The organism is Variovorax sp. NFACC27 (assembly GCF_048301545.1).
GTDB lineage: Bacteria > Pseudomonadota > Gammaproteobacteria > Burkholderiales > Burkholderiaceae_C > Variovorax > Variovorax gossypii.
This window is the reverse complement of sequence record NZ_CP157613.1, coordinates 3557250-3581396: the sequence shown is the minus strand read 5'-3', so window position 1 is coordinate 3581396 and position 24147 is coordinate 3557250. Positions and strand designations below refer to the sequence as shown.

25 protein-coding genes are annotated in these 24147 nt (G+C 67.3%); 13 read left to right on the top strand and 12 right to left on the bottom strand.

The features are described from left to right. Positions 1–131 precede the first annotated feature (131 nt). Entirely contained in the window at positions 132–1046 is a 915-nt protein-coding gene (locus ABL840_RS16785; protein WP_240652025.1) for a transglutaminase family protein, read from the top strand. A 23-nt stretch (positions 1047–1069) separates the two neighbouring features. On the opposite strand, the gene ABL840_RS16780 is transcribed toward ABL840_RS16785, so the two are convergent. Both ABL840_RS16780 and ABL840_RS16775 read right to left on the bottom strand, forming a co-directional pair. After that, a complete protein-coding gene (locus ABL840_RS16780; RefSeq protein ID WP_093302734.1) occupies positions 1070–2287 on the bottom strand; it encodes a glycerophosphodiester phosphodiesterase in 1218 nt (405 codons plus the stop codon). A 158-nt stretch (positions 2288–2445) separates the two neighbouring features. Beyond that, a complete protein-coding gene (locus tag ABL840_RS16775) occupies positions 2446–3369 on the bottom strand; it encodes a crotonase/enoyl-CoA hydratase family protein (protein WP_093302731.1) in 924 nt (307 codons plus the stop codon). A gap of 80 nt (positions 3370–3449) precedes the next feature. On the opposite strand from ABL840_RS16775, the gene ABL840_RS16770 reads away from it, so the two are divergent. Next, positions 3450–3935: a YcxB family protein gene (locus ABL840_RS16770; protein WP_093302728.1), complete on the top strand. Its 486-nt coding sequence runs from the start codon at positions 3450–3452 to the stop codon at positions 3933–3935. 9 nt (positions 3936–3944) lie between these two features. Here the strand turns inward: ABL840_RS16770 and ABL840_RS16765 are convergent, their stop codons facing one another. Both ABL840_RS16765 and ABL840_RS16760 read right to left on the bottom strand, forming a co-directional pair. Then, on the bottom strand, positions 3945–5432 hold the full coding sequence (locus ABL840_RS16765) for a sensor histidine kinase (RefSeq protein WP_093302726.1): 1488 nt from the start codon (positions 5430–5432) through the stop codon (positions 3945–3947). Beyond that, positions 5432–6157: a response regulator transcription factor gene (locus tag ABL840_RS16760; RefSeq protein WP_093302723.1), complete on the bottom strand. Its 726-nt coding sequence runs from the start codon at positions 6155–6157 to the stop codon at positions 5432–5434. Before ABL840_RS16760 ends, ABL840_RS16765 begins: the two co-directional genes overlap by 1 nt. A gap of 99 nt (positions 6158–6256) precedes the next feature. Between ABL840_RS16760 and ABL840_RS16755 the strand changes: the two genes are divergently transcribed. The 4 genes from ABL840_RS16755 to msrA all read left to right on the top strand — a co-directional run bounded on the left by ABL840_RS16755 (position 6257) and on the right by msrA (position 8868). Next, positions 6257–6910 carry a cytochrome b/b6 domain-containing protein gene (locus ABL840_RS16755; protein WP_093302721.1) on the top strand — a complete coding sequence of 218 codons (654 nt, stop codon included), beginning with the start codon at positions 6257–6259 and terminating at the stop codon, positions 6908–6910. Then, positions 6910–7701 carry a molybdopterin-dependent oxidoreductase gene (locus ABL840_RS16750; RefSeq protein WP_093302718.1) on the top strand — a complete coding sequence of 264 codons (792 nt, stop codon included), beginning with the start codon at positions 6910–6912 and terminating at the stop codon, positions 7699–7701. The genes ABL840_RS16755 and ABL840_RS16750 overlap by 1 nt, the downstream gene beginning before the upstream one ends. Positions 7702–7807: 106 nt before the next feature. Next, the gene (locus ABL840_RS16745) at positions 7808–8059 is read left to right on the top strand and encodes a pentapeptide MXKDX repeat protein (RefSeq protein WP_093195425.1); all 252 of its coding nucleotides are present in this window, start codon (positions 7808–7810) and stop codon (positions 8057–8059) included. Between the two features lie 107 nt (positions 8060–8166). Continuing rightward, entirely contained in the window at positions 8167–8868 is a 702-nt protein-coding gene (gene msrA, locus ABL840_RS16740) for a peptide-methionine (S)-S-oxide reductase MsrA (protein WP_093195426.1), read from the top strand. 16 nt (positions 8869–8884) lie between these two features. Here msrA and ABL840_RS16735 read toward each other — a convergent pair whose 3' ends face one another. From ABL840_RS16735 to ABL840_RS16715, 5 genes are all read right to left on the bottom strand, one after another. Continuing rightward, on the bottom strand, positions 8885–10183 hold the full coding sequence (locus tag ABL840_RS16735; protein ID WP_093302717.1) for an acetyl-CoA hydrolase/transferase family protein: 1299 nt from the start codon (positions 10181–10183) through the stop codon (positions 8885–8887). Between the two features lie 8 nt (positions 10184–10191). After that, positions 10192–11205, bottom strand: a complete 1014-nt coding sequence (locus ABL840_RS16730) for a class I fructose-bisphosphate aldolase (protein WP_093303279.1) — start codon at positions 11203–11205, stop codon at positions 10192–10194. A gap of 115 nt (positions 11206–11320) precedes the next feature. Continuing rightward, on the bottom strand, positions 11321–12493 hold the full coding sequence (locus ABL840_RS16725) for an NAD(P)/FAD-dependent oxidoreductase (protein WP_093302714.1): 1173 nt from the start codon (positions 12491–12493) through the stop codon (positions 11321–11323). A 25-nt stretch (positions 12494–12518) separates the two neighbouring features. Beyond that, positions 12519–13430 (bottom strand): delta(1)-pyrroline-2-carboxylate reductase family protein, encoded by a 912-nt coding sequence (locus ABL840_RS16720; protein WP_093302712.1) that lies wholly within the window; start codon positions 13428–13430, stop codon positions 12519–12521. A gap of 14 nt (positions 13431–13444) precedes the next feature. Then, on the bottom strand, positions 13445–14593 hold the full coding sequence (locus ABL840_RS16715; RefSeq protein ID WP_093302710.1) for a branched-chain amino acid ABC transporter substrate-binding protein: 1149 nt from the start codon (positions 14591–14593) through the stop codon (positions 13445–13447). A gap of 169 nt (positions 14594–14762) precedes the next feature. Here ABL840_RS16715 and ABL840_RS16710 point away from each other — a divergent pair, with 169 nt between their 5' ends. The 4 genes from ABL840_RS16710 to ABL840_RS16695 all read left to right on the top strand — a co-directional run bounded on the left by ABL840_RS16710 (position 14763) and on the right by ABL840_RS16695 (position 20146). Beyond that, positions 14763–15656 (top strand): LysR substrate-binding domain-containing protein, encoded by an 894-nt coding sequence (locus ABL840_RS16710; RefSeq protein WP_093302707.1) that lies wholly within the window; start codon positions 14763–14765, stop codon positions 15654–15656. Positions 15657–15987: 331 nt separating this feature from the next. Then, positions 15988–17796, top strand: a complete 1809-nt coding sequence (locus tag ABL840_RS16705; RefSeq protein WP_418116311.1) for a CHASE domain-containing protein — start codon at positions 15988–15990, stop codon at positions 17794–17796. Between the two features lie 19 nt (positions 17797–17815). Further along, a complete protein-coding gene (locus ABL840_RS16700; protein ID WP_418116310.1) occupies positions 17816–19282 on the top strand; it encodes a putative bifunctional diguanylate cyclase/phosphodiesterase in 1467 nt (488 codons plus the stop codon). A gap of 72 nt (positions 19283–19354) precedes the next feature. Continuing rightward, positions 19355–20146, top strand: coding sequence for a glycine-rich domain-containing protein (locus tag ABL840_RS16695; RefSeq protein ID WP_418116309.1), 792 nt, complete (start codon positions 19355–19357; stop codon positions 20144–20146). Between the two features lie 62 nt (positions 20147–20208). Here the strand turns inward: ABL840_RS16695 and ABL840_RS16690 are convergent, their stop codons facing one another. Then, positions 20209–21237 carry an aldo/keto reductase gene (locus ABL840_RS16690; RefSeq protein ID WP_093302705.1) on the bottom strand — a complete coding sequence of 343 codons (1029 nt, stop codon included), beginning with the start codon at positions 21235–21237 and terminating at the stop codon, positions 20209–20211. Positions 21238–21501: 264 nt separating this feature from the next. On the opposite strand from ABL840_RS16690, the gene ABL840_RS16685 reads away from it, so the two are divergent. From ABL840_RS16685 to ABL840_RS16675, 3 genes are all read left to right on the top strand, one after another. After that, entirely contained in the window at positions 21502–22167 is a 666-nt protein-coding gene (locus tag ABL840_RS16685; RefSeq protein ID WP_093302702.1) for an N-acetylmuramoyl-L-alanine amidase, read from the top strand. Further along, positions 22164–22715 carry a hypothetical protein gene (locus tag ABL840_RS16680; protein ID WP_093302700.1) on the top strand — a complete coding sequence of 184 codons (552 nt, stop codon included), beginning with the start codon at positions 22164–22166 and terminating at the stop codon, positions 22713–22715. Before ABL840_RS16685 ends, ABL840_RS16680 begins: the two co-directional genes overlap by 4 nt. An 89-nt stretch (positions 22716–22804) precedes the next feature. Continuing rightward, complete coding sequence (locus ABL840_RS16675; protein WP_093302697.1) at positions 22805–23260, top strand: GNAT family N-acetyltransferase; 456 nt, start codon at positions 22805–22807, stop codon at positions 23258–23260. A 32-nt stretch (positions 23261–23292) separates the two neighbouring features. Here ABL840_RS16675 and ABL840_RS16670 read toward each other — a convergent pair whose 3' ends face one another. Further along, positions 23293–23721, bottom strand: coding sequence for a VOC family protein (locus tag ABL840_RS16670; protein WP_093302695.1), 429 nt, complete (start codon positions 23719–23721; stop codon positions 23293–23295). Between the two features lie 67 nt (positions 23722–23788). Next, positions 23789–24091: a hypothetical protein gene (locus tag ABL840_RS16665; protein ID WP_418116308.1), complete on the bottom strand. Its 303-nt coding sequence runs from the start codon at positions 24089–24091 to the stop codon at positions 23789–23791. Positions 24092–24147: the final 56 nt, after the last annotated feature.

Here is a 24147-nt window from a genome sequence, read left to right as displayed (position 1 = left end):
GGCATCAGGCGGGCGCCGATTCTGCGGCATGCGCACGCGCCGATCCACATTTCCTTGGCCTTTCCTTCGCCTTTCCTTCTCCTTTCCCTTCGCCTTTCTTTTTGCCACGCGAAGGCATGAGAATGCGGCGCATGGCCATCCAGTACGACATCCGGCACACCACCGTCTACCGCTACAGCAAGCCGGTCAGCTTCGGGCTGCACCGCGTGATGTTCCGCCCGCGCGACAGCCACGACCTGCGCGTGCTCGCCACCGACCTGCAGGTGAGCCCGGAGGCCAGCACCCGGCTCATCCAGGACCCCTATTCGAACTCCGTCGCGCTGGTGCAGCCGCTGGGCGAAGCCACCGAGCTGCGCATCGTCTGCTCATTCACCATCGAGCACGTGCCGCCCTCGCAGCGCGACCTGCTCACGCTCGACCCGTCCGCCGAGTTCCTGCCCTTCGCCTATTCGGTGCAGGAGCGCCTCGACCTCGAGCACTACCTTCGCCCGCACCACGACGACGATACGGAAGGCACGCTGATCCGCTGGGCCCACCAGTTCCTGCGCACCGACCAGCCCAACAGCACGCGCGAAGTGCTCACGCGCATGAACGCGCACATCGGCCAGAGCTTCGAATACAAGGCGCGCGACGAGGAAGGCACCCAGACGCCGCTCGAAACGCTGGCGCTGGGCAGCGGCAGTTGCCGCGACTACGCGCTGCTGATGATGGAAGCCACGCGCAGGCTGGGCATCGCCACGCGCTTCGTCTCTGGCTACCTCTACGACGCCGCGCTCGACACCGCTGCCCAGGCCCAGCCCCCGGGTGCGGGCGAGGCCGTGACGGGCGCCGGCAGCACGCACGCCTGGCTGCAGGCCTACCTGCCGGGCGTGGGCTGGCTGGCCTTCGACCCCACCAACAACCTCATGGGCAGCGGCCAGTTGATCCGCGTCGGTGTCGCGCGCGACCCTTCGCTGGCGGCGCCGATCTCCGGCAGCTGGTATGGCGACGCCGAGGCCTACGAAGGACTCGAGGCCTCGGTGGTCGTGAGCCGCCGCCAGGGCTGAGCGCCCTGCGGCGGCTTTCTCCCTTACTTCCCGCGCGCCGCGCGGTACGCCTTGACCGCCGGCACCGCAGTCGCGGGACTGTCGGCGAAGAGGCCGTCGACGCCCGCGTCGAGGAAGGCCTTGATCTCCCCTGCCGTGTCGCCGAACGCGATCGGGTTGGTCTTCGGCTCCTTCTTGAGGCTCTCGGGCAGGAAGTTGTTCTCCGGCCGGAAGGTCCACACGTGGACCTGCAGCTTCCTGTCGTGCGCGTCCTTCACGAGCGTGGTCGGCGTGCCCAGCTTGCCGTCGACCACCGGGATCACGCTCGCCTTGTCGGCACCGATGCCCTGCGCGTAGGTCGCGATCTCGGCCAGGCCTTCGGGCTTCTTGAGGTCGGCGTAGGTCCGCTTGTCGCCCAGGACCTGCAGGTCGTAGGGCGCGCCCTGCGAGTAGACGAGCTGCACGATCTTCACCGTGCTCTTCAGGCGGATGTCCTTCAGGTTGCCCGTCTCGAAGGACTGCACGAACACCGGCGCGTCGGCCTTGTTCATGTCGTGCTTCTGCAGCGTGTCGAGCAGCCTCTTCTCCAGCGGCAGGCCGATGGAGCGGAAGTAGGTCGGGTGCTTGGTCTCGGGGTAGACGCCGATCACGCGGCCCTTGGCCGCCGACTGCGCCTTGGCGAGCTGGATCACCTCGTCGAGCGTGGGCACCTGGAACTGGTCGTTGTAAGACACGTTGGCCGGGCGCAGCTTCGGAATGCGCTCGCGGGCCTTCAGCTCCTTGAGCTCGGCCAGCGTGAAGTCCTCGGTGAACCAGCCGGTGATCGAGGTGCCGTCGATGACCTTGGTGGTCTTGCGGCTGGCGAACCTCGGCACGTCGGCCACGTTGGTGGTGGCTTCGGTCACGTTGCCCGAGGCGTCCACGATGGCGATGGCGTTCTCGTGGCGGGCGACCAGTTCGCCGTCCCTGGTGGGCACGAGGTCGGGCTCGATGAAGTCGGCGCCGTCGTCGATGGCCTGCTGGTACGCGGCCAGCGTGTGCTCGGGCCGCGATGCCGAGGCGCCGCGGTGGCCGATGACGAGCACCGGAGCGGCCTCCGCCGGAGCAGGCGCCGGCGCGGGGGCTGGTGAAGGAGCCGGTGCGGGTGATGGTGCGATGGGCAACAGCGGTGCGCCACCGCCGCCGCTGCCGCCGCCACAGGCCGCGATGAACGCGCAGGCGCAAGCCGCCAGCGTCGTCCTGGAAAAGATGAACGATTGCATTGAGATTCCTCCCTCTTGTATGTCGATGCGAATGCACCCGCCTCACGCTTCTTCGTGTTGTGGTCGGCTGGCGGTGGGCGCGCCGGATCATCGAGGGGAGGTGTGTCGGTCGCATGACATTCGACCGCACCGCGGCGCTCGGCCGCGCTCAGTAGCGCTCAGCCACGCGCGGCCAGCTTCGCCTCGAGCTCGGCGATGCGCGCGCGAGCTTCGTCGCCCTCGGGAATCGGCCGGCCGCTGTCGCGCCACTGCACCGCGCTCTTGAAGCCCTCGGCCTCGGCCTGCCGCCTGAACCACATGCCCTCGGGGTTGTGGCGCGTGATGCCGTCGAACACGGTGGCGAACATCTGGCTCTGCTCCAGCCCCATCGAATGCCAGACCTGGTTGACGACCAGCTTGTGCATCATGAGATGCGAGCTCGGCACGCCGGCGATGCGCAGCGCGAGCTTCGTCGTGGCCTCGTCGAGCTGGTCGGCCGGCACCGAGAAATTCGCGAGGCCCCATTCGGCCGCCTGCGTGCCGGCAATGGTGTCGCCCGTGAACATGAGCTGCTTGGCGCGCATGGCGCCGAGGCGGTAGGTCCACATCGCGGTCGTCGGGCAGCCCCACACCCGCGTGGGCATATAGCCGATGCGAGCGTCGTCGGCCATGGTCAGCAGGTCGCAGCACAGAGCGATGTCGCTGCCGCCGGCCACCGCATAGCCGTGCACCTTGGCAATGGTCGGCTTGCGGCTGCGCCACAGGGCCATGAAGTCATCGGTATTGCGCTTCATGGCGGCGTAGTCGAGCATCGGGTCCCAGGGGGTCTTCTCCTGGCGGCAGGGGTGGTCGCCCTGCCCTTCATGTCCGTGGCCCTCGGCATAGTCCCCGAGGTCATAGCCGGCGCAGAACGCGCGGCCCGCGCCTTCGACAACGATCACGTGCACCTCGTCGTCGGCCTCGGCCCATTCCACAGCGCGACGTATCTCGGTGGGCGTGGTCTCGCCGATGGCGTTGAGTTTCGCGGGCCTGTTGAGCACGAGGCGCGCGATGCGCGGGTGTTGCGGGTCCTTTTCGATCAGCACGGTTTCGAAGGCGGGCATGGTCTTTTGTCTCCTGGGGTTGGGTCGCGTTGCTCTTGTAGCATCCACGCTCACCTGCAGGCAAACCTCCGGCTCCTTCCATGATCGCGACATTCAGAATCTCCGAAGACGACTACGCCGACGCGATGAGGCTGTTCGCCCGGCCGACGCCGCTGCGTTGGGCGTTGCTGGCGGCGATCGGCCTGCTGCTCCTGCTCGGCGCCCTGATCGGCGGCCCGGCGCTCTGGCCGGCCGCGGTGGGAGGCATGGTCGGCATGGCCATCGTGCTGCTGGCCACGCGCCTGCTCACGCCTGCCTTGGCGCGCCGGCACTACCGCAAGTACAAGGCGATGCAGGCGGAGTTCCAGGCGGAACTGCTGGAGACCGGCCTGCGCCTCGCGTCGCCGCACGGCGATGGCACGGTGGTTTGGGAGAACGTGCTCAAGTGGCGCCAGAACGACCGCTTCGTGCTGATCTACCCGATGCCGCGGCTCTATCACATCGTGCCGAAGTCGATCGCCTCTCAAGGCTTCGACCTGCAGGGCCTGACGCAACGGCTGGAGCGGCGCGTGGGGCCGCCGTTCTGACGCGCGCCTTCAGGCCCCCGCCGCACCGCCCAGCTGGAAGCGGAACACCGCCCCCCTGTCCGCCTGCTGCACCAGCCTGATGTCGCTGTCGTGCAGCTGCAGGATGCGCTTCACGATCACCAGCCCCAGCCCGCCGCTGCTCGCGCTGTCGGTGCGCGAGCCGCTCATGAAAACGGGGCGCATGAACAGCGCCTTCTGCAGCTCGCCGGGAATGCCAGGCCCGGTGTCGCTCACCTGCACCGCCACGCCGCCGTTCTCGGCTCGCAGCTGCACCACGATCTCGCCGCCCTCGGGCGTGTGGCGGATGGCGTTGTCGAGCAGGTTGGTCAGCACGCGCTCGATCATGCCGAGGTCGGCCGACACCACGGGCAGGCCCGATGCGATGTCGGGCCTGAGGCGCTGGCGCCTTGCCTCGGCCGCCAGCTCGAACTTCTGGAACACGTCCTGCACGAGATCGGCCAGCGCGAAACTCTCCTTCTCGGGCTTGACCACGCCGTACTCGAGCCGGGCCAGCTCGAACACTTCCTGCGCGAGGCGCCCGACCTTTCGGCTCTGGCCCAAGGCGATCTCGAGGTAGCGCTGTCGCTCCTCGTCGCTGAGCGTGCCGGCCTTGAGCAGCAGCGTTTCCAGGTAGCCGTGCAGCGACGTGAGCGGCGTGCGCAGGTCGTGCGAGATGTTGGCGAAGAGCTCGCGGCGCTGCTGGTCCTGCAGGGTGAGCTCGCGCCATTGCTCGGCGATGCGGCGCGTCATCTGCGCGAAGGCCTGGCCAAGTTGCGCGATCTCGTCGCTGCCGCGCGAAAGCCGCTCCAGCGTGGGCGCCTCGCCCTCGAGCGAGTCGATGCCCTCGGTCTCGAAGCGCTTCACCGCCGCTGTCAGCTCGCGCAGCGGCCGGGTGATGAGGCGGAATGCCGCAAGGCCCGCCAGCAGCCCGAGCAAAGCCACCAGTCCCATCGACCACAGCGTGGTGCGCAGCACGTTGTCGGTTGCCACGTTGGCGACCAGCGCGTCGTGGTCCTCGCCCTGCAGCACCACGTAGACATAGCCCGCCTCGCGCCCGTCCATGCGCAGCGGCGCGGCGCTGAACACCTTGGACGCCGTGAGGCTGCGCGGATCGTCGCCCGCGATGGGCAGCGGCGCGCCCGAGAGCAGCTTGCGCACCGGCTCCAGCCCGACCCGGTCGCGCTTCAGGTGCCCGGGCGGCGCGGCCTGCGCCTTGATGCTGCCGTCCATCCCCAGCAGGTAGACCTCCACGCTCGGGTTGACGGCCATCAGCTTGTCGAAAAGATCCTTCACAGCTTCCTGATTGAGCCCGCCGGGCTTCATGAGCTCGGAGTTCTCCGCGATGTGCGCCGCGAGCCCGAGCGAGAGCCGCTGGATGACCTCCTGCTCGTGGATCCCGCTGGAACGCATCTGCAGCCACACCGAGGCGCCGCTGCACACCAGCAGCAGCACCGCGAACACGGCGGAAAGCCGCCGCGACAGCGTGGCCCAGGCCATCACGCCGAGTCCTCCCCGCTGCCGCCGGCCGACAGCTTGTAGCCGCGCCCCCACACCGTGAGGATGCGCCTGGGCTCCGCCGGATCGGCCTCCACCTTGGTGCGCAGCCGGTTGATGTGCGTGTTGACGGTGTGCTCGTAGCCGTCGTGCTGGTAGCCCCAGACCTGGTTGAGCAGGTCGAGCCGCGAGAACACCTTGCCGGGGTTGCGCGCGAAGAAGTACAGCAGGTCGAACTCGCGCGGCGTGAGCTCGACCGGCTTGCCGTCGACCCGCACCTCGCGCGCCAGCGGCTCGATGTCGAGGTTGCCCAGCGTGAGGCTGCCCGACTCCATGCGCGCGTTGCGCGCCAGCGCGTCGGTGCGCCGCAGCAGCGCCTTCACGCGCGCCACCAGCTCCAGCACCGAGAAGGGCTTGGCCAGGTAGTCGTCGGCGCCAAGCTCCAGCCCGAGGATGCGGTGCACCTCGCTGGAACGCGCGCTGATGATGATGATCGGCGTGTAGCGCGTCATGGCGCGGGCGCGGCGGCAGATCTCGAGGCCGTCGACGCCGGGCAGCATCAGGTCGAGCACCAGCGCGTCCCAGTTGCCGCGCTCCAGCTCGCGAAGGCCCGCGTGGCCGTCGGCGGCGTGCTCGATGGCATAGCCCTCGTCGCGCAGGTGCATGCGCAGCAGTTCGGCAATATGGGCGTCGTCCTCGACGATCAGCACGCGCTTGGCAGTGTCCATGGTGGCGACATTGTCCCGCGATCCGGCCGGCCGAGTTATCACGATTAATTGAACTTTGCGTGATGAATCGGCCATGGGGTGCGCCCAAGAATCCGCTCCATGAACAGCAGCACAGCCATCGCCCCCCTCGCCCCGGATGCCCCGCAGGCCGATGCCCGCCGCCCGATCCATCCGCTGTGGATGCGCATCACGCACTGGCTCAACGCGCTGGCGGTGGTGATCCTGGTGACCAGCGGCTGGCGCATCTACGACGCCGCGCCCTTCTTTCCCTTCACCATCCCGACCGTGGTCACGCTCGGCGGGTGGCTCGGCGGCGCGCTGCAGTGGCACTTCGCGGCGATGTGGTTGCTGGTGTTCAACGGCCTCGTGTACCTCGCGCTGAACATCGCCAGCGGCCGGCTCTTCACGAAGTTCTTTCCGCTCACGCCGCGCGGCGTGCTGCAGGACGCGCTGGCCGCCCTCAAAGGCAAGCTCTCGCACGCCGACCCGCGCCACTACAACAGCGTGCAGAAGCTGGCCTACCTGTTCGTGATGCTCGACCTGATCGTGATCGTGCTGTCGGGCCTGGTGCTGTGGAAGTCGGTGCAGTTCCCGGTGCTGCGCGAACTGATGGGCGGCTACGAGTCGGCCCGCCGCGTGCACTTCTTCGGCATGGCCGCCATCGTCGCCTTCGTCGTCGTGCACCTCGTGATGGTGGCCCTCGTGCCCCGCACGCTCCTCACCATGATCCGCGGCGGCACGCCCAAAGCCTGATGAAAATCTTCAAAGCCCCCACCCTGAACGGCATCGACGGCGACGCCGTGCTGCGCGAAGCCCGCAGCCTGATTTCGAAGAAGCTCGACGAGCCCTCGCGCCGCGTGTTCCTGCGGCGCTCGCTCACCCTCGGCGGCCTTTCGCTGCTCACCGGCTGCAGCATCAGCGACAACGCGCAGGTGGAAGCCGCGCTCACGAAGATCTCGCGCTTCAACGACAAGGTGCAGGGCCTGATCTTCAGCCCCACGCAGCTCGCGCCGACCTACACCGAGGCCGAGATCACGCGCCCCTTTCCGTTCAACGCCTACTACGGCGAGGACGAGGTGCGCGAGGTGGACGAGGCCAGCTACAAGCTGGAAGTGACCGGCATGGTCGCCGACAGGCACGCCTGGACGCTGGCCGAACTGCGCGCCATGCCGCAGCACGACCAGATCACGCGGCACATCTGCGTGGAGGGCTGGAGCGCCATCGGCAAGTGGGGCGGCGTCCGTTTTGCCGACTTCCTTCGCCACATCGGCGCCGACCTTACGGCGAAGTACGTCGGCTTCAAGTGCGCCGACGACTACTACACCAGCATCGACATGCCCACCGCGCTGCACCCGCAGACGCTGCTGACGCTGACCTACGACGGCCAGCCGCTGCCGCCGAAGTACGGCTTTCCGATGAAGCTGCGCATGCCGACCAAGCTTGGCTACAAGAACCCGAAGCACATCAAGGCGATGTTCGTCACCAACACCTATTCCGGTGGCTACTGGGAAGACCAGGGCTACAACTGGTTCGGAGGGAGCTGAGGGGCCGCCAGAGCCGCTCGACTGCCGAAGAAAGCGAAAGGCGGAGTTCCCCCGGGACCGAGCCGACATTGAAAACCCAACCTCAACTCACTCAGGAAAACTCCAGATGAACAAGCTCAGCGCAACCCTGCTCGCCACCTGCATGGCTTTCGCCGGCGCCTCTGCTTTCGCCGCGGACGAAATGGCGAAGGACGGCATGGCCAAGGACTCGATGTCCAAGGACGCCATGAAGAAGGACTCGATGGCCAAGGATTCCATGTCGAAGGACGGCATGAAGAAGGATTCGATGGCGAAGGACTCCATGTCCAAGGACGCCATGAAGAAGGACGCGATGGGCAAGGACGAGATGAAGAAGTAGGCCCGCAAGGCACCTCGCAAGCGCCATTGACGTCCGGAGGATTCGGCGTCAATGTCGCGTTGGCCGATCAGCCGGCCGCCGCAAATCCCGCTCCCCAAGGAATCTCCATGAAATCCCTCGCACTCACCGCAGGCACGCTGGCTGCCGCCGCCCTGGTCTGGTACACGGTGCCGTCGTTCGCCGAAACCGCGCGCCGCGTGCCCGCTCCCACCGCAGACCTGGCAGCACAGCCTGGCGCAAAGACTGAAACCGCAGTGTTCGCCGGAGGCTGCTTCTGGGGCGTGCAGGGCGTGTTCCAGCGCGTCAAGGGCGTGAGCAACGCCGTCTCGGGCTATGCCGGCGGCGACGCGAAGACAGCGCGCTACGACGAGGTCGGCTCGGGCCGCACGGGCCACGCTGAATCGGTGCGCATCACCTACGACCCGCAGCAGATCAGCTACGGCAAGCTGCTGCAGATCTATTTCTCGGTGGCGCACGACCCGACCGAACTCAACCGCCAGGGCCCGGACACGGGCACGCAATACCGCTCCACGGTGTTCGCCGAGAACGCCGAGCAGGCGCGCATCGCCAACGCGTACATCGCGCAGCTCAACCAGGCGAAGACCTTCGGCAAGCCGCTGGCCACCACCGTCGAGATGTCCAAGCCTTTCTACGCGGCCGAGGACTACCACCAGGACTACCTGACGCTGCATCCGAGCCAGCCCTACATCGCGATCAACGACATGCCGAAGATCGACGACCTGAAGAAGCTCTTCCCCGAAAGCTACAAGGCCACGCCTTCGCTGGTGAAGGCGGCCAAGTCGGGCTGACCGGCCCTCGAAAAGCTCAAAGCAGCTTCAGCCGCTTCGCCTGCTCGGTCAGCTCCGCCCTGAAGGCCGGGTGCGCGATGCCGATGAGTTCGCGCGCCCGCTGCTTCGCCGACTTGCCGCGCAGCTGCGCCACGCCGTATTCGGTGACCACGTAGTTGATGTCGTTCTTGCTCGTGCTCACATGGGTGCCCGGCGACAGCGAGGGCACGATGCGCGAGATGGTGTCGCCCTTGGCCGTCGAGGGCAGCACGATGAAGGCCTTGCCGCCGCGCGAGCGATTGGCGGCGCGCACGAAGTCCGACTGCCCGCCCGTGCCCGAATACGGCGCGTGGCCCAGGCTCTCCGAGCCGCACTGCCCCAGCAGGTCGATCTGCATGGTCGCGTTGATGGCGACGAGGTTGTCGTTCAGCCCGGCCAGCGCCGGGTCGTTGGTGAAGTTCACCGGGTGCATCTCGAGCGCCGGGTTGCGGTCCATGAAGCGGTAGAGCCTCTCCGAGCCGAGCGCGAAAGTCGCGACCGACTTGCCCGGCAGGTAGTTCTTGCGGCGGTTGGTGACCGCGCCGCTCTCCACCAGCTTGAGAATGCCGTCGCCGATCATCTCGGTGTGAATGCCCAGGTCCCGCTTGTGCGTGAGCTGCATGACCACCGCGTCCGGAATGCCGCCGTAGCCGATCTGCAGGGTCGAGCCGTCGTCGATCAGGTCTGCCACGTACTTGCCGATGGCTTCCTGCACCACGCCGATCTTCGGCAGGCCGACCTCCATCACCGGCGCCTCGTTCTCCACCAGCGCGGCCACCTGCGAGACGTGCACGTGGCAGGCACCGGACGCGAAAGGCACGTTCGGGTTCACTTCCAGCACCACGGCGCGGGCCTTCGCGACGGCGGCCATCGTGTAGTCGGCGCCCAGGCTCAGCGAGAAGTAGCCGTGCGCGTCCATCGGCGAGGCCATGCTGAAGACCACCTCGGCCGGGATCTGCCCGCGCTCGATCTGCGCCGGTATCTCGGAGAAGTAGTTCGGCAGGAAGTCGATCCAGCCCTCCTGCCCGCCCGCGCGGGTGGCGCCGCCGAAGAACAGCGCGACGTGACGCACATGCTCGACGGTTTCCGGGTCGATGTAGGCGTACTTGCGCATCGCGAGGATCTGCGCGACCTTCACGTCGCGGAAATCGCGCCGCTGCTCCGACAGCGCCGTGAGCAGCGTCGGCGGCTCGCCCACGCCGGTCGGCACGATGATCATGTCGCCGTCGCGCACCTGGCGCACCGCATCGGCGGGAGACGCCAGCTTCTGGCGGTACAGGTCCTGGGGAGTCGTCATGCTGGGTTCTATGCCTCTTCCTTGTATTCGCCGCGGCGCGCGGCGCGGTTGGCCCGGGTGCGCTGCACCAGCGCCTTCTGCGCGGCAGCCACGTTCGCCGCCTCGCCTTTCCATGCATCGAGCGCGGGCTGCTGCACCGCGCGGGAGAACGAGAAGGTCAGCGCCCACGGCAGGCGCGACCTGAAGCGGATGTTCATCTCGTTCAGGCGGGCCGAGGCCAGCCGCGCCGGCTGCCCGCCAGAGAGAAAGGTCACGCCCGGTACGGCGGCGGGCACGGTGCGCAGCAGGCACCCGACCGTGGCTTCGGCCACCGCGTCGACGGAGTCCTGCACGGGAGCCTTCAGCCCCGGCAGCACCATGTTCGGCTTCAGCAGCATGCCTTCGAGCAGCACGCCCTGCGCGCGCAACTCGGCGAAGGTCCGGTGCAGCACTTCCTCGGTGACCTCGGCGCAGCGGGCGAGCGAATGATCGCCGTCCATCAGCACCTCGGGCTCGACGATGGGCACCAGCCCGGCTTCCTGGCACAGCGCGGCGTAGCGCGCGAGGGCATGGGCGTTGACGCGGATGCATGCGCGCGTCGGCAGGCCATCGCCGATGGCGATCACGCCGCGCCACTTGGCGAAGCGCGCGCCCATCATGGCGTATTCGGCGAGGCGCTCGCGCAGGCCGTCCAGTCCTTCGGTGACCGTTTCGCCGGGATGGCCGGCCAGCGGCTTGGCGCCGGTGTCGACCTTGATGCCGGGAATGATGCCCGCGTCGGCAAGTGCCTTCGCGAAGGGCAGGCCCGCATCGGTCTTCTGCCGGATCGTCTCGTCGAACAGGATCGCGCCGCCGATGCTGTCGGCCAGCCCCGGCGCGGTGACGATCAGCTCGCGCCAGTCGCGCCGCGCGGCCTCCGTCTGCGGAACGCCGAGCGCGGCGAAGCGCTTGTTGCAGGTGGCGTTGCTCTCGTCCATGGCGAGCAGGCCCTTGTCTCCGGCGACGAGCGCGCGGGCGGTGTCGATCAGTGTCTGTGCGGTCATGGCGTGCACCTCTCTGGCGGCCATCGTACGCCCTCCCCGCCGGCTCGTTAACACCGCGAACCTGATCGCTGGCCGACTTGGCAATCCAGCCAATGCGGCGCCACGGGCTCCAGCCCTAGATCACGTTCTTCTCGAGCAGCGGCCTGTTCTCGAGGATGCGCGCGAACGACACCGGCGAGAGGTCGAGGCTGCGGTATTCGCCGAAGCGGATCAGCTCCGCCACGCCGCGCCCCGCCGCCGGGCATTGCTGCAGGCCATGGCCCGAGAAGCCGTTGGCGAAGTAGAGGTTGTCGCAGTCCGGGTGCAGGCCGAGGATGGCGTTGTGGTCGAACACGTTCATCTCGTAGTAGCCGGCCCAGGCGCCGGTCATGCGGATGGCTTCGAAGGCGGGCACGCGCTCGGCCAGCGAGGGCCAGATGAAGCTGTCGAAGGCCTCGTACTCGACTTCCAGCGGTGCGTCGTCTAGATCCTGCTCTTCCGGCGGCGCGAAGCCGCAGATGAACTGCCGGCCTTCGGGCCGCAGCCAGATGCCGGAGGTGTCGATCACCAACGGGCAGCCCGGCAGCGTCTCGGGGCATGAGAAGCTGAACACGCTGCGGCGTCGGCCGCGCACCGGCAGTTCGATGCCGGCCCACTGCGCCACCTTCGCTGCCCATGCACCCGCGGCGTTGACGACCACGTCGGCGTCCAGGGTGTCGCCGCTGTCGAGCCGGACGCCGGTCAGCATGCGCCCGTCGCGCCTCAGCCCGGTGGCGTGCGCCTGCACGTAGTGCACGCCCTGCGAGACGGCCTTCCTGCGAAAGGCCTGCAGCAGGCTGTAGCCGTCGTACCAGCCCTCGCCAGAAAGGCCGAGGGAGGCGAGTGCGATACCTTCCGTCGAGATCCACGGAAAGCGCGCCTTCAGTTCGTCGGGCGTCAGCAGCGCCACGTCCACCGCGTGTGCCTTCTGCATCGCATGGTTCTCGCGCAGCACGTCCACGCCGGCCTGCGAGGCGAGATACAGGTAGCCCGGCTCGACGAGGCCGATGTCGGGCACGTCGTCGTCCACGCGCAGCGTCTCGCCGAGATTGCGGAAGAAGTCGATGCCGTAGAGCGACATGCGGATGTTGATGGCGGTGGAGAACTGCTGGCGGATCGAGCTCGCCGACAGCGCCGACGAGGCCTGCCTGTACGAGAAGTCGCGCTCGACCACCGTGACCTCGAAGCGGTCCCCCTCGGGGCTGCGGGTCAGGAAGTAGGCGATGGCGGAGCCGATGGCCCCGCCGCCGATGATCACCACACGACGCATGAAATGCCCTTCTTCTCGCTGTTCGTCATTGCTGCCACTGCTGTCGATTCGCGTATGCCAGTTGCGCCGCCGCCAGGTCCCACAGTGCGTGGCCCACGGTCTTGACCAGCACCGGCCGGCCTTCGCGTGCCGGCGACGCGTTGCAGAAAGCCTGCACGGCGGACCAGTCGATGCCCGCCCGGATCAGGTCGCCCGCCTCGCCGCGCGCTCCCTCCAGCGTATCCACAAACACGGCGCTGCGGCGCACCAGTTCGGGCGGCACCTCGGCCATGTCGGCACGGTACGCGCCGACGGCGATCACGGTGGCGTCCGGCCGCACCTGCGGCGGGACCACGGGATCCTGCGAGCTGGTTGCGGCGACGATCAGGTCGGCCTCCTTCGCCGCAACGGCCAGATCCGCGACCGCGCTGGCATCGACGTCCAACAAGCGCATGCGCCGCGCCAGCTCTTCGGCATTGGCCTGCGTCCGTGCATGAATCTCCAGACGCCGGATGCCCCACACCTGGGCAAAGGCTTCGGCATGCGCGCGAGCCTGCACGCCCGCGCCGATCAGCAGCATGCGCGCCGTGCCCGTGCGTCCTGCCCGGATCGCTCCAGCCAGCGAAAGCGCCGCCGTGCGCCGCGCGGTCAGCACGTTGCCGTCCATCGCGAGCAGGCGCGTGCCGGTGGTCGCGTCCATCAGCGTCACGTTGCACTGCACGACCGGCAGGCCTCGCGCGGCATTGGCGGCATGCACCGTCACCGTCTTCAGCGCGGCAAAGCGCAGGTCGGCGGCCGGCATCAGCAGCATGACTCCGCCCGCCGCGAGCGCGACCGAGGTACGCGGCGAGGCATGCGCTTCGCCTCGGCGTTCGCGCTCGAACATCTGCAGCAGCGCCTCGACCAGCGCACCCCACGGCAAGGCGGCCGCGGTTTCCTCCGCGCTCAGCGTCCACATGCGGGGCCGCCGCCTCAGGAGCCGGCCACGCGCACGCGCTTGCCGTCCTTGTAGGTGAAGACGGTGAAGTCGGGCTTCTGCAGGTTGCCCTTGGCGTCGAAGCTGATGGCGCCGGTGACGCCGTCGAACTTCACCTTGCGCATTGCCGGCAAATAGGCCTGCGGCTCGACCGAGTTGGCCGCGCGCATGCCCGCGGCCAGCGCCATCATGGCGTCGTACAGGTACGGTGCGTAGGTCAGCACCTCGGTGCCGTAGCGGGCCTTGTAGCGCTGCTCGAACTCGGCGCCCTTCGACGTCTTGTCGAGCTCCTTGCCGCCGCGCGTGCAGTACAGCAGCCCGTCGACCGCGCCGCCGCTGATCTTCGCGACCTCGTCGGTGCACAGTCCGTCGGTGCCCAGCAACTTGGCCGTGATGCCCAGTTGCTTCATCTGCCGCGCGATGAGCCCGCCCTGGGCGTCCATGCCGCCGTAGAACACGACGTCGGGCTGCTTGCTCTTGATGGTGGTGAGGATGGCCATGAAGTCGGTGGCCTTGTCGCTGCCGTACTCCTGCGCGACGATGTTGCCGCCCAGCGCCTTCACGCCGCGTGCGAACACCTCGGCGGCGCCCTGGCCGTAGGCGGTGCGGTCGTCGATCACCGCGATGTTCTTCGCCTTCAGGTCCTTCACCGTGTAGCCGGCGATGGCCATGCCCACGTCCTCGTCGCTGGCCAGGATGCGGAAGACGTTGTCGTAGCCCTGCTTCGTGAAGGCCGGGTTGGTGGCGGTCGACACGTCGGGCACGCCGGCGCGGCTGTAGACCGCGGAGGCCGGGATGGCCGCGCCCGAATTGAAGTGGCCCAGGATGCCCTTCACGCCCATGTCGGCCAGCTTGTTGGCGACCACCATGGCCTGCTTGGGGTCGGCCTGGTCGTCCTCGGACTGCAGCACGAACCTGATCTTCTTTCCGCCGATGACGAGGCCCTGCCTGTTCAGGTCTTCCACCGCGAGCCGCGCGCCGTTGTCGTTGTCCTTGCCCCAGTGGGCGGCGCCCCCGGTGAGCGGGCCGGCGTGGCCGATGGTGACGGTCTGCTCGGCCTGCGCTAACGCGGCTGCGGGCAGGCCCAGGACGCAAGCCAGTGCGATGCCCGTTGCTGCGAAGCGGGCGGTGCGCGAAACAATCATCGGAAGTCTCCTCGAATCGTTGGCAGTGGTCGGCACGCAGAATAGAGTCGTGGGCGCAGGCGCAACAAACGCTAAAAACGCACAACGTTGTGCACCCCGGGAAGGACACCGCCCCGGGCACGACCGGTGCTTCCGCAAGAAGAACGACAGGGACAACCTCCGGCAATCGATGAGAAAAGACATTCCCAACCTGGGCGCGCTGCAGGCGTTCGAGGCCTCGGCGCGGCTGGGCAGCTTCACCCGTGCGGCGAGCGAACTGGCGCTCACGCAAAGCGCGGTCGGCCGACAGGTGGCCATGCTCGAGCAACGGCTCGGCGTGCCGCTGTTCTCGCGCGTGCGGCGCCGGCTCACGCTCACCGACGTGGGCCGCGAATACGCGGCACGCATCCGCCGCCACCTCGACCAGATCCGCCGCGACACGCTGGAGATCAGCGCCGGCCATGAAATGGGCTTCGTGCTGGAACTGGCGGTGGTGCCGACCTTCGCCACGCAGTGGCTGATACCGCGCCTGCCGGAATTCAGCCGGCTGCATCCGAACATCACCGTGAACCTGTCGGCGCGCTCGCAGCCTTTTTCCTTCCAGGAGAACGCCTACGACGCGGCCATCTACTTCGGCGACCAGTTCTGGCCGAACACGCGCGGCGGGCTGATCTTTTCCGAGGGCGAGATGGTGCCCATCTGCAGCCCGGCCTTCCGCGACGCTCACGGCCCCTGGGACGAAGCAGGCTTCGAGCGCTGCCGCCACGTGCACCTGAGCACGCGCGCCCATGCGTGGCGCGACTGGTACGCGCAGCAAGACTGGGAATACACGGTGCACGCCTCGCGCGGGCCGCGTTACGAACTGTTCACGATGGTGGTGGCGGCCACGGCCGCCGGCATGGGCGTTGGCCTGGCCCCGCGCATCCTGATCGAGCACGAACTGCGCACCGGCGAACTCGTGATCCCGGTTGACCGGCACCTGGACGTGCGCCAGGGCTATTACTTCGCCTACCCCGAAGGCCGGCCGGCCTCGGGTGCGCTGGAGGATTTCAAGCGCTGGGTGCTAGGGCTGACGCCGGGCTAGCGGCCGGCCGGTCCTGTCTATACCGGCCATTCCGGCGGTTCGCGGCCCGGTGCCGGTACTGCCCCGTTCCGGCGCACTTTCATCCCCGGGCGCAGGGTACCCTCCCCTCGGATTGATGCTTAAATATTCGGATTCGAAGCCTTTCGCCCCCCGTCGCGCTCTGAAATCCTTGTAACAATTTGCGTGACGGCCTCGCGCCAGCCATATATATTGCGCCAACGAAGCAACTGCTGCGTTCTCTGCCGTGCAGCACTGCCGCACTCGGAGCTACCGGCCTGTGCCAGCGGCGGGATCAAGTCCAATGTCATTGTCTGTCTGGGTCAGGATTCGCTTGCCGCTGGCCATTCTCATGGCCGGTGCGGTGCTGTCGATCGCCCTCGCCGTGTCCGCCCACCAGGAGATCGGGCGCAGCGCCCAAGCCCGCTTCGACTCGACCGCCTTCGACCTGGCGCGCAAGGTGGAAGCCCGTTTCGACGACTACATCGCCGTGCTGACCGGCCTGCGTGCGCGCTTCAATACCCCCGAGGGGGTGACGCGCAGCGACTTCAGGGACTACGTCGCCGGCCTTAACCTGGAAACCGCCTACCCCGGCTTCCAGGCCGTCAACTACGCGCCCAGCATCGCGGCCAAGGACCGGCACGCCTTCGAGGAAAAGGTGCGCGGCGATGCCAGCCTCGACTCCGGCGTGGCCTCGGGCTTCGCCATCAAGCCGCCCGGCAAGCGGGACATCTACTACCCGCTGGTCTACATCGAGCCGCAGGCCGGCAACGAGAGGCTTATCGGCAATGACCTGGGCGCGATGCCCGACCGGGGCGACGCGCTCGAGCAGGGGCGCGACACCGGCGGGCTGGTCACCTCCGGCCGCAAGGTCCGCATTCCGGGCCGCGAGTCCGACATCGGGCTGGCGATGCGGCTGCCGGTCTACCAGCCGGGCCAGCCGCTCGACACGCTCGAGCAGCGGCGCAGCGCCTACATCGGTTCGGTCGGCGCGGGCTTCAGCATCGCGGGAATGCTGCGCGACATGGTCAGCCCCGATGCCGCGAAGACGCTGCGCCTGCGGCTTCGCCTGGTCGATGCCGGGCCGGGCAAGGGCGCGATCGGCACGCGCATCGAGACCCGGTTCGTTCCGACCACCGCATTCAGCGAGCAGCAGTTGCTGTTCGACAGCGCCGGCATGGCCAAGTCCTCCGTCGCGCCCGCGCACAGCCTGCAGCGCATGCTGGGCTTCGAACTGGGCGGCCACTCCTGGCTCGTGGAGGTCGGCCAGGACGAGAACCAGGTCTTCGGCCCGCTCGACAAGACCATTCCGTGGTTCATCGTCTTCGGCGGACTCGCCACCAGCATGCTGCTGGCCGGCATCGTCTTCTCGTTGACCACCTCGCGCAGCCGGGCCCAGGTGCTGGCCCTGGAGATGACCAGCCACCTGCGCGCCAGCGAGCGCCAGTGGAAGGACGCCCAGCAGATGGCCAGCCTGGGCAGCTGGACCCTCGACCCCGCGACCGGCGCCCTCGAATGCTCCGAGGAAGCACGGCGCATCCTGGGCTTCGACTCCGACCCCATCCAGCCCGACCTGACCGCGCTGCTCTCGCGCGTTCCGGCGCCTGAGCGCGGCATGGTGCATCGGCAGATCACGCTGGCCTCGCAGTCCTCGGAGCGCAACGAGTTCGAGCACCGCCTGTGCCTGCACGACGGCACGGAACGCTGGCTCCACGTCATCGCGCAATCGGCCGAGGAAGACGGCAAGACGGTGGTGCGCGGCACGGTGCGCGACGCCACGCGGCCGCGCAAGGACGCGCTGCGCCAGAAGCTCGAATACAAGATCGCCCGCCTGCTGGCCGGCGACGGCAGGGCCGAGACGGTGATGGGGCTGGCGCTGGAGGCGATATGCACCGACCTGCGCTGGGACTGCGGCGCGCTGTGGAGCGTCGGCGACGACGGCCTGGCCCACTGCACGGTCGCATGGCACGGCGACAACGACCCGGCGGTGCGGCAGTTCGTCGAGACCAGCCAGTCGATCGCCTACCGGCCCGGCGAGGGCTCGCTGGGCCGCGCCTGGGAATCGGCAGCGTCGTGCGGATCGACACGCAGACCGCGCCGGGCCATTTCGCCCGCGACACGATGGCCCGCGAAGCCGGCCTGAGCGTGGCCTGATCGTGCCGATGGTCGCCACCGACGCGACCACGGCGCTGGAGCTCTTCGGATCGGCCCCCTACGCCGCCGACGCCGAGACGCTCGAGTCGCTGCGCGTGATCGCGTTGCAGATCGCCCAGTACAGGCAGCGCAAGCAGGCCGAGCGCAGCCTTCGCTTCATGGCCAGCCACGACGAACTGACCGGGCTGCTCAACCGCTCGGCGCTGCAGAGCGAGCTCGACCGCGCCATCAAGCGCAGCAACCGCAGCCAGAAGCAGTTCGCGGTGCTGTTCGTCGACCTGGACCGCTTCAAGCACATCAACGACACGCTGGGCCACGGCGCGGGCGACGAGATGATCAGGATCTGCGGCGAACGCCTGGCGGCCCTGCTGCGCGACAGCGAAGTCGTGGCGCGCTTCGGGGGCGACGAGTTCGTGCTGCTCCTGGAGAACCTGTGCAGCGCCAACGACGCCGCGGAGCTCGCCGAGAAGATACTGGCCACCTGCGCCGAGCCCTTCCTCATCAACACGCGCGAGCTGCACGTCAGCGCCAGCGTCGGCGTGAGCATCTATCCGGAGAACGGAGGCGATGCCGAGACGCTGCTGAAGAACGCCGACACCGCGATGTACCGGGCCAAGAAGAAGGGCCGCAACACCTACCGCTTCTACGCGGCCAAGATGAACGCGCAGAGCACCGAGCAGCTGATGCTGGAGAGCGCGCTGCGCCATGCGCTGGAGCGCGGCGAGCTGGAAATGCACTACCAGCCGAAGCTGAACCTGCAGACCCAGCGCATCGTCGGCGTCGAGGCGCTGATGCGCTGGCACCACCCGGCCCTGGGCATGATCCCGCCGGTCCAGTTCATCCCGATCGCCGAGGAGCTCGGCCTGATCCTTTCCATGGGCAAGTGGGCCCTGGAGCAGGCCTGCGCCGATGCGCTCGCATGGCAGAAGTTCGGCCTGCCGGAGGTGGTGACCAGCGTCAACCTGTCGCCGCGCCAGTTCGAGAGCCGCACGCTCATCGCCGACATCAAGGCCGTGCTCGAATCGTCGGGTCTCGAGCCGTCACTGCTGGAGCTGGAGATCACCGAAGGCGCGGTGATGGCGAACCCCGAGCATGCGGCAGAGCTGCTGCGCACGATCCGGGACATGGGCGTGGGCCTCGCCATCGACGATTTCGGCACCGGCTATTCCTCGCTCTCCTACCTGAAGCACTTTCCGCTGTCGACGGTCAAGATCGACCGCTCGTTCATCAACGACCTTTCGCAGGATGCGGACGCGCGCGCGCTCATCGACGGCATCATCACCCTCTCCCACGGGCTGCGGATGAAGGTCGTGGCCGAGGGCATCGAGACCCTCGCCCAGCTCGAGTACCTGCGCAGCCACGGATGCGACGAGGCCCAGGGCTACTGGCTGTGCAAGCCCGTTCCCGCGGACGAGGCTCGCGATTTCATGGCGCGTCACCTACGCAACCAGTTTGCTCCATCGGTGCTGGCCTGACGGCCCGACCGTCGGCGCAATCGTCACCGGGCACGCTCGCCCGGACCTACCCACCACCTCACAGGAGCATTCATGACTCACCCCACCCAGCACAAGACACTGGAGCAGACGATCGCCGCCATCGAGGCGCTCGACTTCACGATGATCAAGTTCAAGGCCTGCCGCACGGAGGACGGCTACGGCTGGTCGGCCGGCTACGCGAACAAGATGGAAGTGGCCTACAAGCGCTACCTGATGCTGCACGCCAGGCACCCCGAGATGACGCTCGCCCCCGAACAGGACGTCGACCGCTTCTGGCACATGCACATCCTCGATACGCGCAAGTACGCGGCGGATTGCGAAGCTACCTTCGGCTACTTCCTGCACCACTTCCCCTACCTCGGCCTGCGCGGCGAGGACGACGCCAAGGCGCTGCAGGCGGCGTTCGAGGAAATGCAGCGCCTGTCGGCAGAGGAATTCGGCGAGTCGGCATCCACGCCTCGCCGCGAGCCGGCCGGGGATGCAGCCGCATGGTGTTCGCTGGAGGCAGCCAAGCCTGCGGCGGCGTGGTGCTCGCTAGAGGCAGGCAAACCTTCCGCCGCATGGTGCTCGGCAGAAGCAGCCAAGCCTGCGGCGGCATGGTGCTCGCTAGAGGCGGGCAAACCTTCCGCCGCATGGTGCTCGGCGGAAGCGGCCAAGCCCGCGGCGGCATGGTGTTCGCTCGAAGCGGGCAAGCCGTCCGCTGCATGGTGCTCGGCGGAAGCGGCCAAGCCCGAGGCAGCCTGGTGCTCGCTGGAAGCCGGCTCCGCTGTCGGCACGAAGCCCGCGGTGGATATTCCTGTGAAGGCCGGTGCGCCCGAGTCCGCAGTTTCCCGCCTGGCGTGAACGGATGAAGGACCGGCGCGGGAAGGAAGCCGCCGGTCCGCCCTGCCCGACCGGTACCGGGCCTAGACCGGGTTGGGATTCCGCTCGAGAAAGCCCTGCTGGTGCCAGTAGGGATAGGCCCGCGTCGTCGCGCTGGCCGCATCGAGCTCGGCGACCTGCGCGGGCGTGAGGTTCCAGCCCGCCGCGCCGAGGTTCTGGCGCAACTGGACCTCGTCCCGCGCGCCGATCACCACGCTCGACACCGTCGGGCGCTGCAGCAGCCAGTTGAGCGCGACCTGCGGCACCGTCTTGCCGGCTTCGGCGCCGACCTTTTCCAGCGCATCGACCACGCGGTACAGCAGCTCGTCGGGCACCGGCGGCCCCATGTCGGCCGTCGCGTGCAGTCGGCTGTTGGCAGGCAGCGGCTGGCCGCGCCGGATCTTGCCCGTGAGCCGGCCCCACCCCAGCGGGCTCCACACCACCGCGCCCACGCCCTGGTCCTGCGCCAGGGGCATCAGCTCCCATTCGTAGTCGCGGCCGACCAGCGAGTAGTAGGCCTGGTGCGCCACGTAGCGAGCGAGGCCGTGGCGCTCGGACACGGCCAGCGACTTCATCAGGTGCCAGCCCGAGAAGTTCGACACACCGATGTAGCGCAGCTTGCCCGCGCGCACGAGATCGTCGAGCGTGCCCAGCGTTTCCTCCACCGGCGTGCTCGCATCGAAGCCATGCAGCTGGAACAGGTCGATGTAATCGGTGCCCAGGCGCTTGAGCGCGCCGTCGATGGCCTGCACGAGGTGATGGCGCGATGAGCCTACGTCGTTCGGCCCCTCGCCGCTGCGGAAGGTGGCCTTGGTCGAGATCAGCAGAGCGTCGCGCGGCCGGCCCTTGATCGCCTCGCCGAGCACCGACTCGGCCGCGCCGGACGAATAGATGTCTGCACTGTCGAACATGTTCACGCCTGCCTCGAGGCAGATGTCGATGAGCTTGCGCGCCTCGGCCACGTCGGTACTGCCCCACGCGCTGAAGAACTCGCCCTTGCCGCCGAAGGTGCCGGTGCCAAAACTCAATACGGGGACCTTGAGGCCCGATTTGCCCAGATGACGGTATTCCAAAGTGGTACTCCTTGGTGCTTGAGGAATTCGGGAAAGAAAAAAGAAGCGGCCGAGCCGCGCGGCCATTGTTGGACGGAGCGTTGAACCTTGTGGGCGGATGGGCTTTGCGAGACGGGCAACAAGTGGGTGACAAAGCTGCCACGGAACTCTCTTTTTCGCTCCGTAGCATGCGCCGCGAGGTCGTGGTCTTGCGGCGAGTGCGACGCGCAGGACCAAGCCCTTCAGAGAGCAGACAACCAATAAATTCTTCAGGGAGGAAAACCCATGCTTGTCGAAATCGACAAACACGGAATGATCAGTCACGCGCGCGTCAGGCATGCGCGCAGTCCGCAGATCGAACGAGGGAAACGGGTCGGGGCCATCACCGGCATCGTCGTGCACCAGACGGATGCCGACACCCTTTCGTCTTCATTGAAAAGCTACAGGAACCCCAAGGCGAACGGGGCGCACTTTCTCATCGACAAGGATGGGACGATCTATCAGACGGCTGCGATTTATCAGCGGACGAACCATGTGGGGCCGTTGAAGGCGAGGTGCCTTGTGATACCGAAGTGCACCCTGCGTGACTTCCCAGAGAAAGTAGGGCCGACGGCGATGCATCGCATCGAGATGCTCAAGGCGCCTCCCGACCGCTATCCGGGCAACATGGAGGCCGTTGGGATCGAAATGGTTGGCAGGGCAAGGCTGCCAGCGGGATTCAGGCCGATCCCTGAAGAAGCGACGTGGCCGATCGAGAAACTGCGCGGCAGACACGGCATATTCGACACACCGACTGCAGCGCAAAATCAATCGCTCTCGTGGCTTGTCCGCGTGCTGCAGGATTCGCTGCAAATGACGGAAGGTGAAGTATTTCGTCATCCAGTGGTCAGCAGGAAGAATCCAACAGAGGCGCAGGGTGCGAACTGGAATCTGCACGTCCCGACACCATGAAAAAAATCAACATCTGCATGACCGCCGCGGTGCTGCTTTTTGCGGCAACCTTTCCGGCAGAGGCCGCCGACAGGCGATATCCCATTGCTTATGTGCAGAAAGTGGAAGTCACGAACCCTTCACGCCGCACGGCCTGGGAAGACAAGGATTTCCTGGATTGCGACGACGTCGTACTGACGGAGGAAGACGTCCGCTATGCCTTGCGGCACATGAGAAAGGTGCCGTGGAAAGTCTACGACCCTGAAAACACGGACACCACAGGGTGCCAAGGAAGCGCTCTTGTCACGTTCAAGAACGGAAGAATCCTAGCCATGGGCATTGAGCCCACCGGGCGAATCACCACCGCAGAGTACGACGCCGGAATGAAAATTACAGCGAGTCCCGCGGGCTTCTACGAATGCGACCCTTGCAGGGAGCGCAAGATGAAGTTCCTGAAGGGCGCGCTATACCGAGCCGACGAGCGACGGCTCAAGAAACTGGAGGCGGAAGGAAGAATTCCGCCGGGTGAAGCGGAACGGCGCCTGAAGACATTGCGAACCAGCCGCTGACCCTTGCACTCCTCCAACCCGCTTCGGCGGGTTTTTCTTTCGCCCTACTCTCCCGATCAACCGCCCCATCGGCTGGATAACATCACCCGATGCGAATCTCCCTCGAAAGCCCCGCCCAACCCGACGTCATCCAGCTCATCGACGACCTCGACGCCTACCAGAAGCCGCTGTATCCGCCCGAGTGCCACTATGGCATCGACATCGCTGCGCTGTCCGCCGCGAATGTGCTGTTCGCGGTGGCCCGCGACGGCGAAGGCGCGGCCGTCGGTTGCGGAGCCATCGTGATGGAGCCGGAATTCGGCGAGCTCAAGCGCATGTACGTGCGGCCCGAGAACCGGGGACAAGGCGTCGCGGCGAAAGTGCTGGGCTTCCTGGAAGGCGAAGCGATGGCGCGTGGCTGCGCGATGTTCAGGCTGGAAACGGGCGTGAGCCAGCCGGAAGCGCTGTCGTTCTATGCACGCGCGGGCTACGCCCGGCGAGGGCCGTTCGGGACGTACCCGGACGATCCGCTGAGCGTGTTCATGCAAAAGGAAATCGCGGGCTGAGAGGCTGCCGCCTCCATCGGCGATGAATCCGGTCAGCGCCTGATGCGCACCGAAGCCGCGCTGCGCTCGGCCTCGCCGTGGAACACGGCCTCGATGTTGTTGCCATCGGGGTCCAGCACGAACGCCGCGTAGTAGCCGGGGTGGTATGAGCGCTCACCCGGAGGGCCGTTGTCCCGCCCGCCATGCGCCAGTGCAGCCTTGTAGAACGCATCCACCATGGCCCGATCCCTCGCCTGGAATGCAAGGTGATGGCGCCCGGTGAGCTCGCCCTGCACTTCCTCGCTGTCGCGCGTCGAGACGAACAACTCGTCCGCCCAGAAGTCTCGCTCGCCCGAGCCGCCCATGGGGATCTCCAGCGCTTCGAGGACGACGGAATAGAAGGCCTTGCTCGCAGCCAGGTCGCGAACGACCAGGCCGATGTGGTCTATCAGGCGGCCTCGATGCAGTTCGCGTTTCTCCATGGAGTGCTCTTGACGGTTGGTGCGGGAGGCGGAGTCTACAGAGGCTCCCTCCAGCCTGCCCTTGCGGTCAGGCTGCCTCCGGCGTTGCCAACGCCGCACGCATCGCACGGGTCGCGCTGTCGGCGGCGTCGATGCGACGGCTCATCTCCTCATTGACCAAACGCACCAAAGAGCCGAGTTCGGTGCGCGTGGGACTGAGTTGCTCCGTATCGCCCACTTCGAGCGGTGCAATGAGCTTTTCAAGGCATACATAGGCGCAGAGCACTTCGCGAAGACTGTCGGTGTCGTCGCAGGCTTGAAGAGCGAAAGCTTCGGCAGTATCGAAGCGGGTTGACGCGGATGGCGTACGCGAGCGAGTAGAAGCAGCCATGAGTGGCTTCCGTTGAAAACGCAGAGGTGCTTCGGGACGCCAATCCCAGACACGCC

Coding starts and splice junctions, on each gene's coding strand:
- ABL840_RS16780 (WP_093302734.1), bottom strand. CDS start 2,287: ATGCAATCGTTCATCTTTTCCAGGACGACGCTGGCGGCTTGCGCCTGC.
- ABL840_RS16665 (WP_418116308.1), bottom strand. CDS start 24,091: ATGGCTGCTTCTACTCGCTCGCGTACGCCATCCGCGTCAACCCGCTTC.
- ABL840_RS16760 (WP_093302723.1), bottom strand. CDS start 6,157: ATGGACACTGCCAAGCGCGTGCTGATCGTCGAGGACGACGCCCATATT.
- ABL840_RS16680 (WP_093302700.1), top strand. CDS start 22,164: ATGAAAAAAATCAACATCTGCATGACCGCCGCGGTGCTGCTTTTTGCG.
- ABL840_RS16725 (WP_093302714.1), bottom strand. CDS start 12,493: ATGCGTCGTGTGGTGATCATCGGCGGCGGGGCCATCGGCTCCGCCATC.
- ABL840_RS16785 (WP_240652025.1), top strand. CDS start 132: ATGGCCATCCAGTACGACATCCGGCACACCACCGTCTACCGCTACAGC.
- ABL840_RS16710 (WP_093302707.1), top strand. CDS start 14,763: ATGAGAAAAGACATTCCCAACCTGGGCGCGCTGCAGGCGTTCGAGGCC.
- ABL840_RS16685 (WP_093302702.1), top strand. CDS start 21,502: ATGCTTGTCGAAATCGACAAACACGGAATGATCAGTCACGCGCGCGTC.
- ABL840_RS16675 (WP_093302697.1), top strand. CDS start 22,805: ATGCGAATCTCCCTCGAAAGCCCCGCCCAACCCGACGTCATCCAGCTC.
- msrA (WP_093195426.1), top strand. CDS start 8,167: ATGAAATCCCTCGCACTCACCGCAGGCACGCTGGCTGCCGCCGCCCTG.
- ABL840_RS16765 (WP_093302726.1), bottom strand. CDS start 5,432: ATGGCCTGGGCCACGCTGTCGCGGCGGCTTTCCGCCGTGTTCGCGGTG.
- ABL840_RS16730 (WP_093303279.1), bottom strand. CDS start 11,205: ATGACCGCACAGACACTGATCGACACCGCCCGCGCGCTCGTCGCCGGA.
- ABL840_RS16770 (WP_093302728.1), top strand. CDS start 3,450: ATGATCGCGACATTCAGAATCTCCGAAGACGACTACGCCGACGCGATG.
- ABL840_RS16715 (WP_093302710.1), bottom strand. CDS start 14,593: ATGATTGTTTCGCGCACCGCCCGCTTCGCAGCAACGGGCATCGCACTG.
- ABL840_RS16735 (WP_093302717.1), bottom strand. CDS start 10,183: ATGACGACTCCCCAGGACCTGTACCGCCAGAAGCTGGCGTCTCCCGCC.
- ABL840_RS16745 (WP_093195425.1), top strand. CDS start 7,808: ATGAACAAGCTCAGCGCAACCCTGCTCGCCACCTGCATGGCTTTCGCC.
- ABL840_RS16755 (WP_093302721.1), top strand. CDS start 6,257: ATGAACAGCAGCACAGCCATCGCCCCCCTCGCCCCGGATGCCCCGCAG.
- ABL840_RS16700 (WP_418116310.1), top strand. CDS start 17,816: ATGGTCGCCACCGACGCGACCACGGCGCTGGAGCTCTTCGGATCGGCC.
- ABL840_RS16670 (WP_093302695.1), bottom strand. CDS start 23,721: ATGGAGAAACGCGAACTGCATCGAGGCCGCCTGATAGACCACATCGGC.
- ABL840_RS16695 (WP_418116309.1), top strand. CDS start 19,355: ATGACTCACCCCACCCAGCACAAGACACTGGAGCAGACGATCGCCGCC.
- ABL840_RS16775 (WP_093302731.1), bottom strand. CDS start 3,369: ATGCCCGCCTTCGAAACCGTGCTGATCGAAAAGGACCCGCAACACCCG.
- ABL840_RS16750 (WP_093302718.1), top strand. CDS start 6,910: ATGAAAATCTTCAAAGCCCCCACCCTGAACGGCATCGACGGCGACGCC.
- ABL840_RS16720 (WP_093302712.1), bottom strand. CDS start 13,430: ATGTGGACGCTGAGCGCGGAGGAAACCGCGGCCGCCTTGCCGTGGGGT.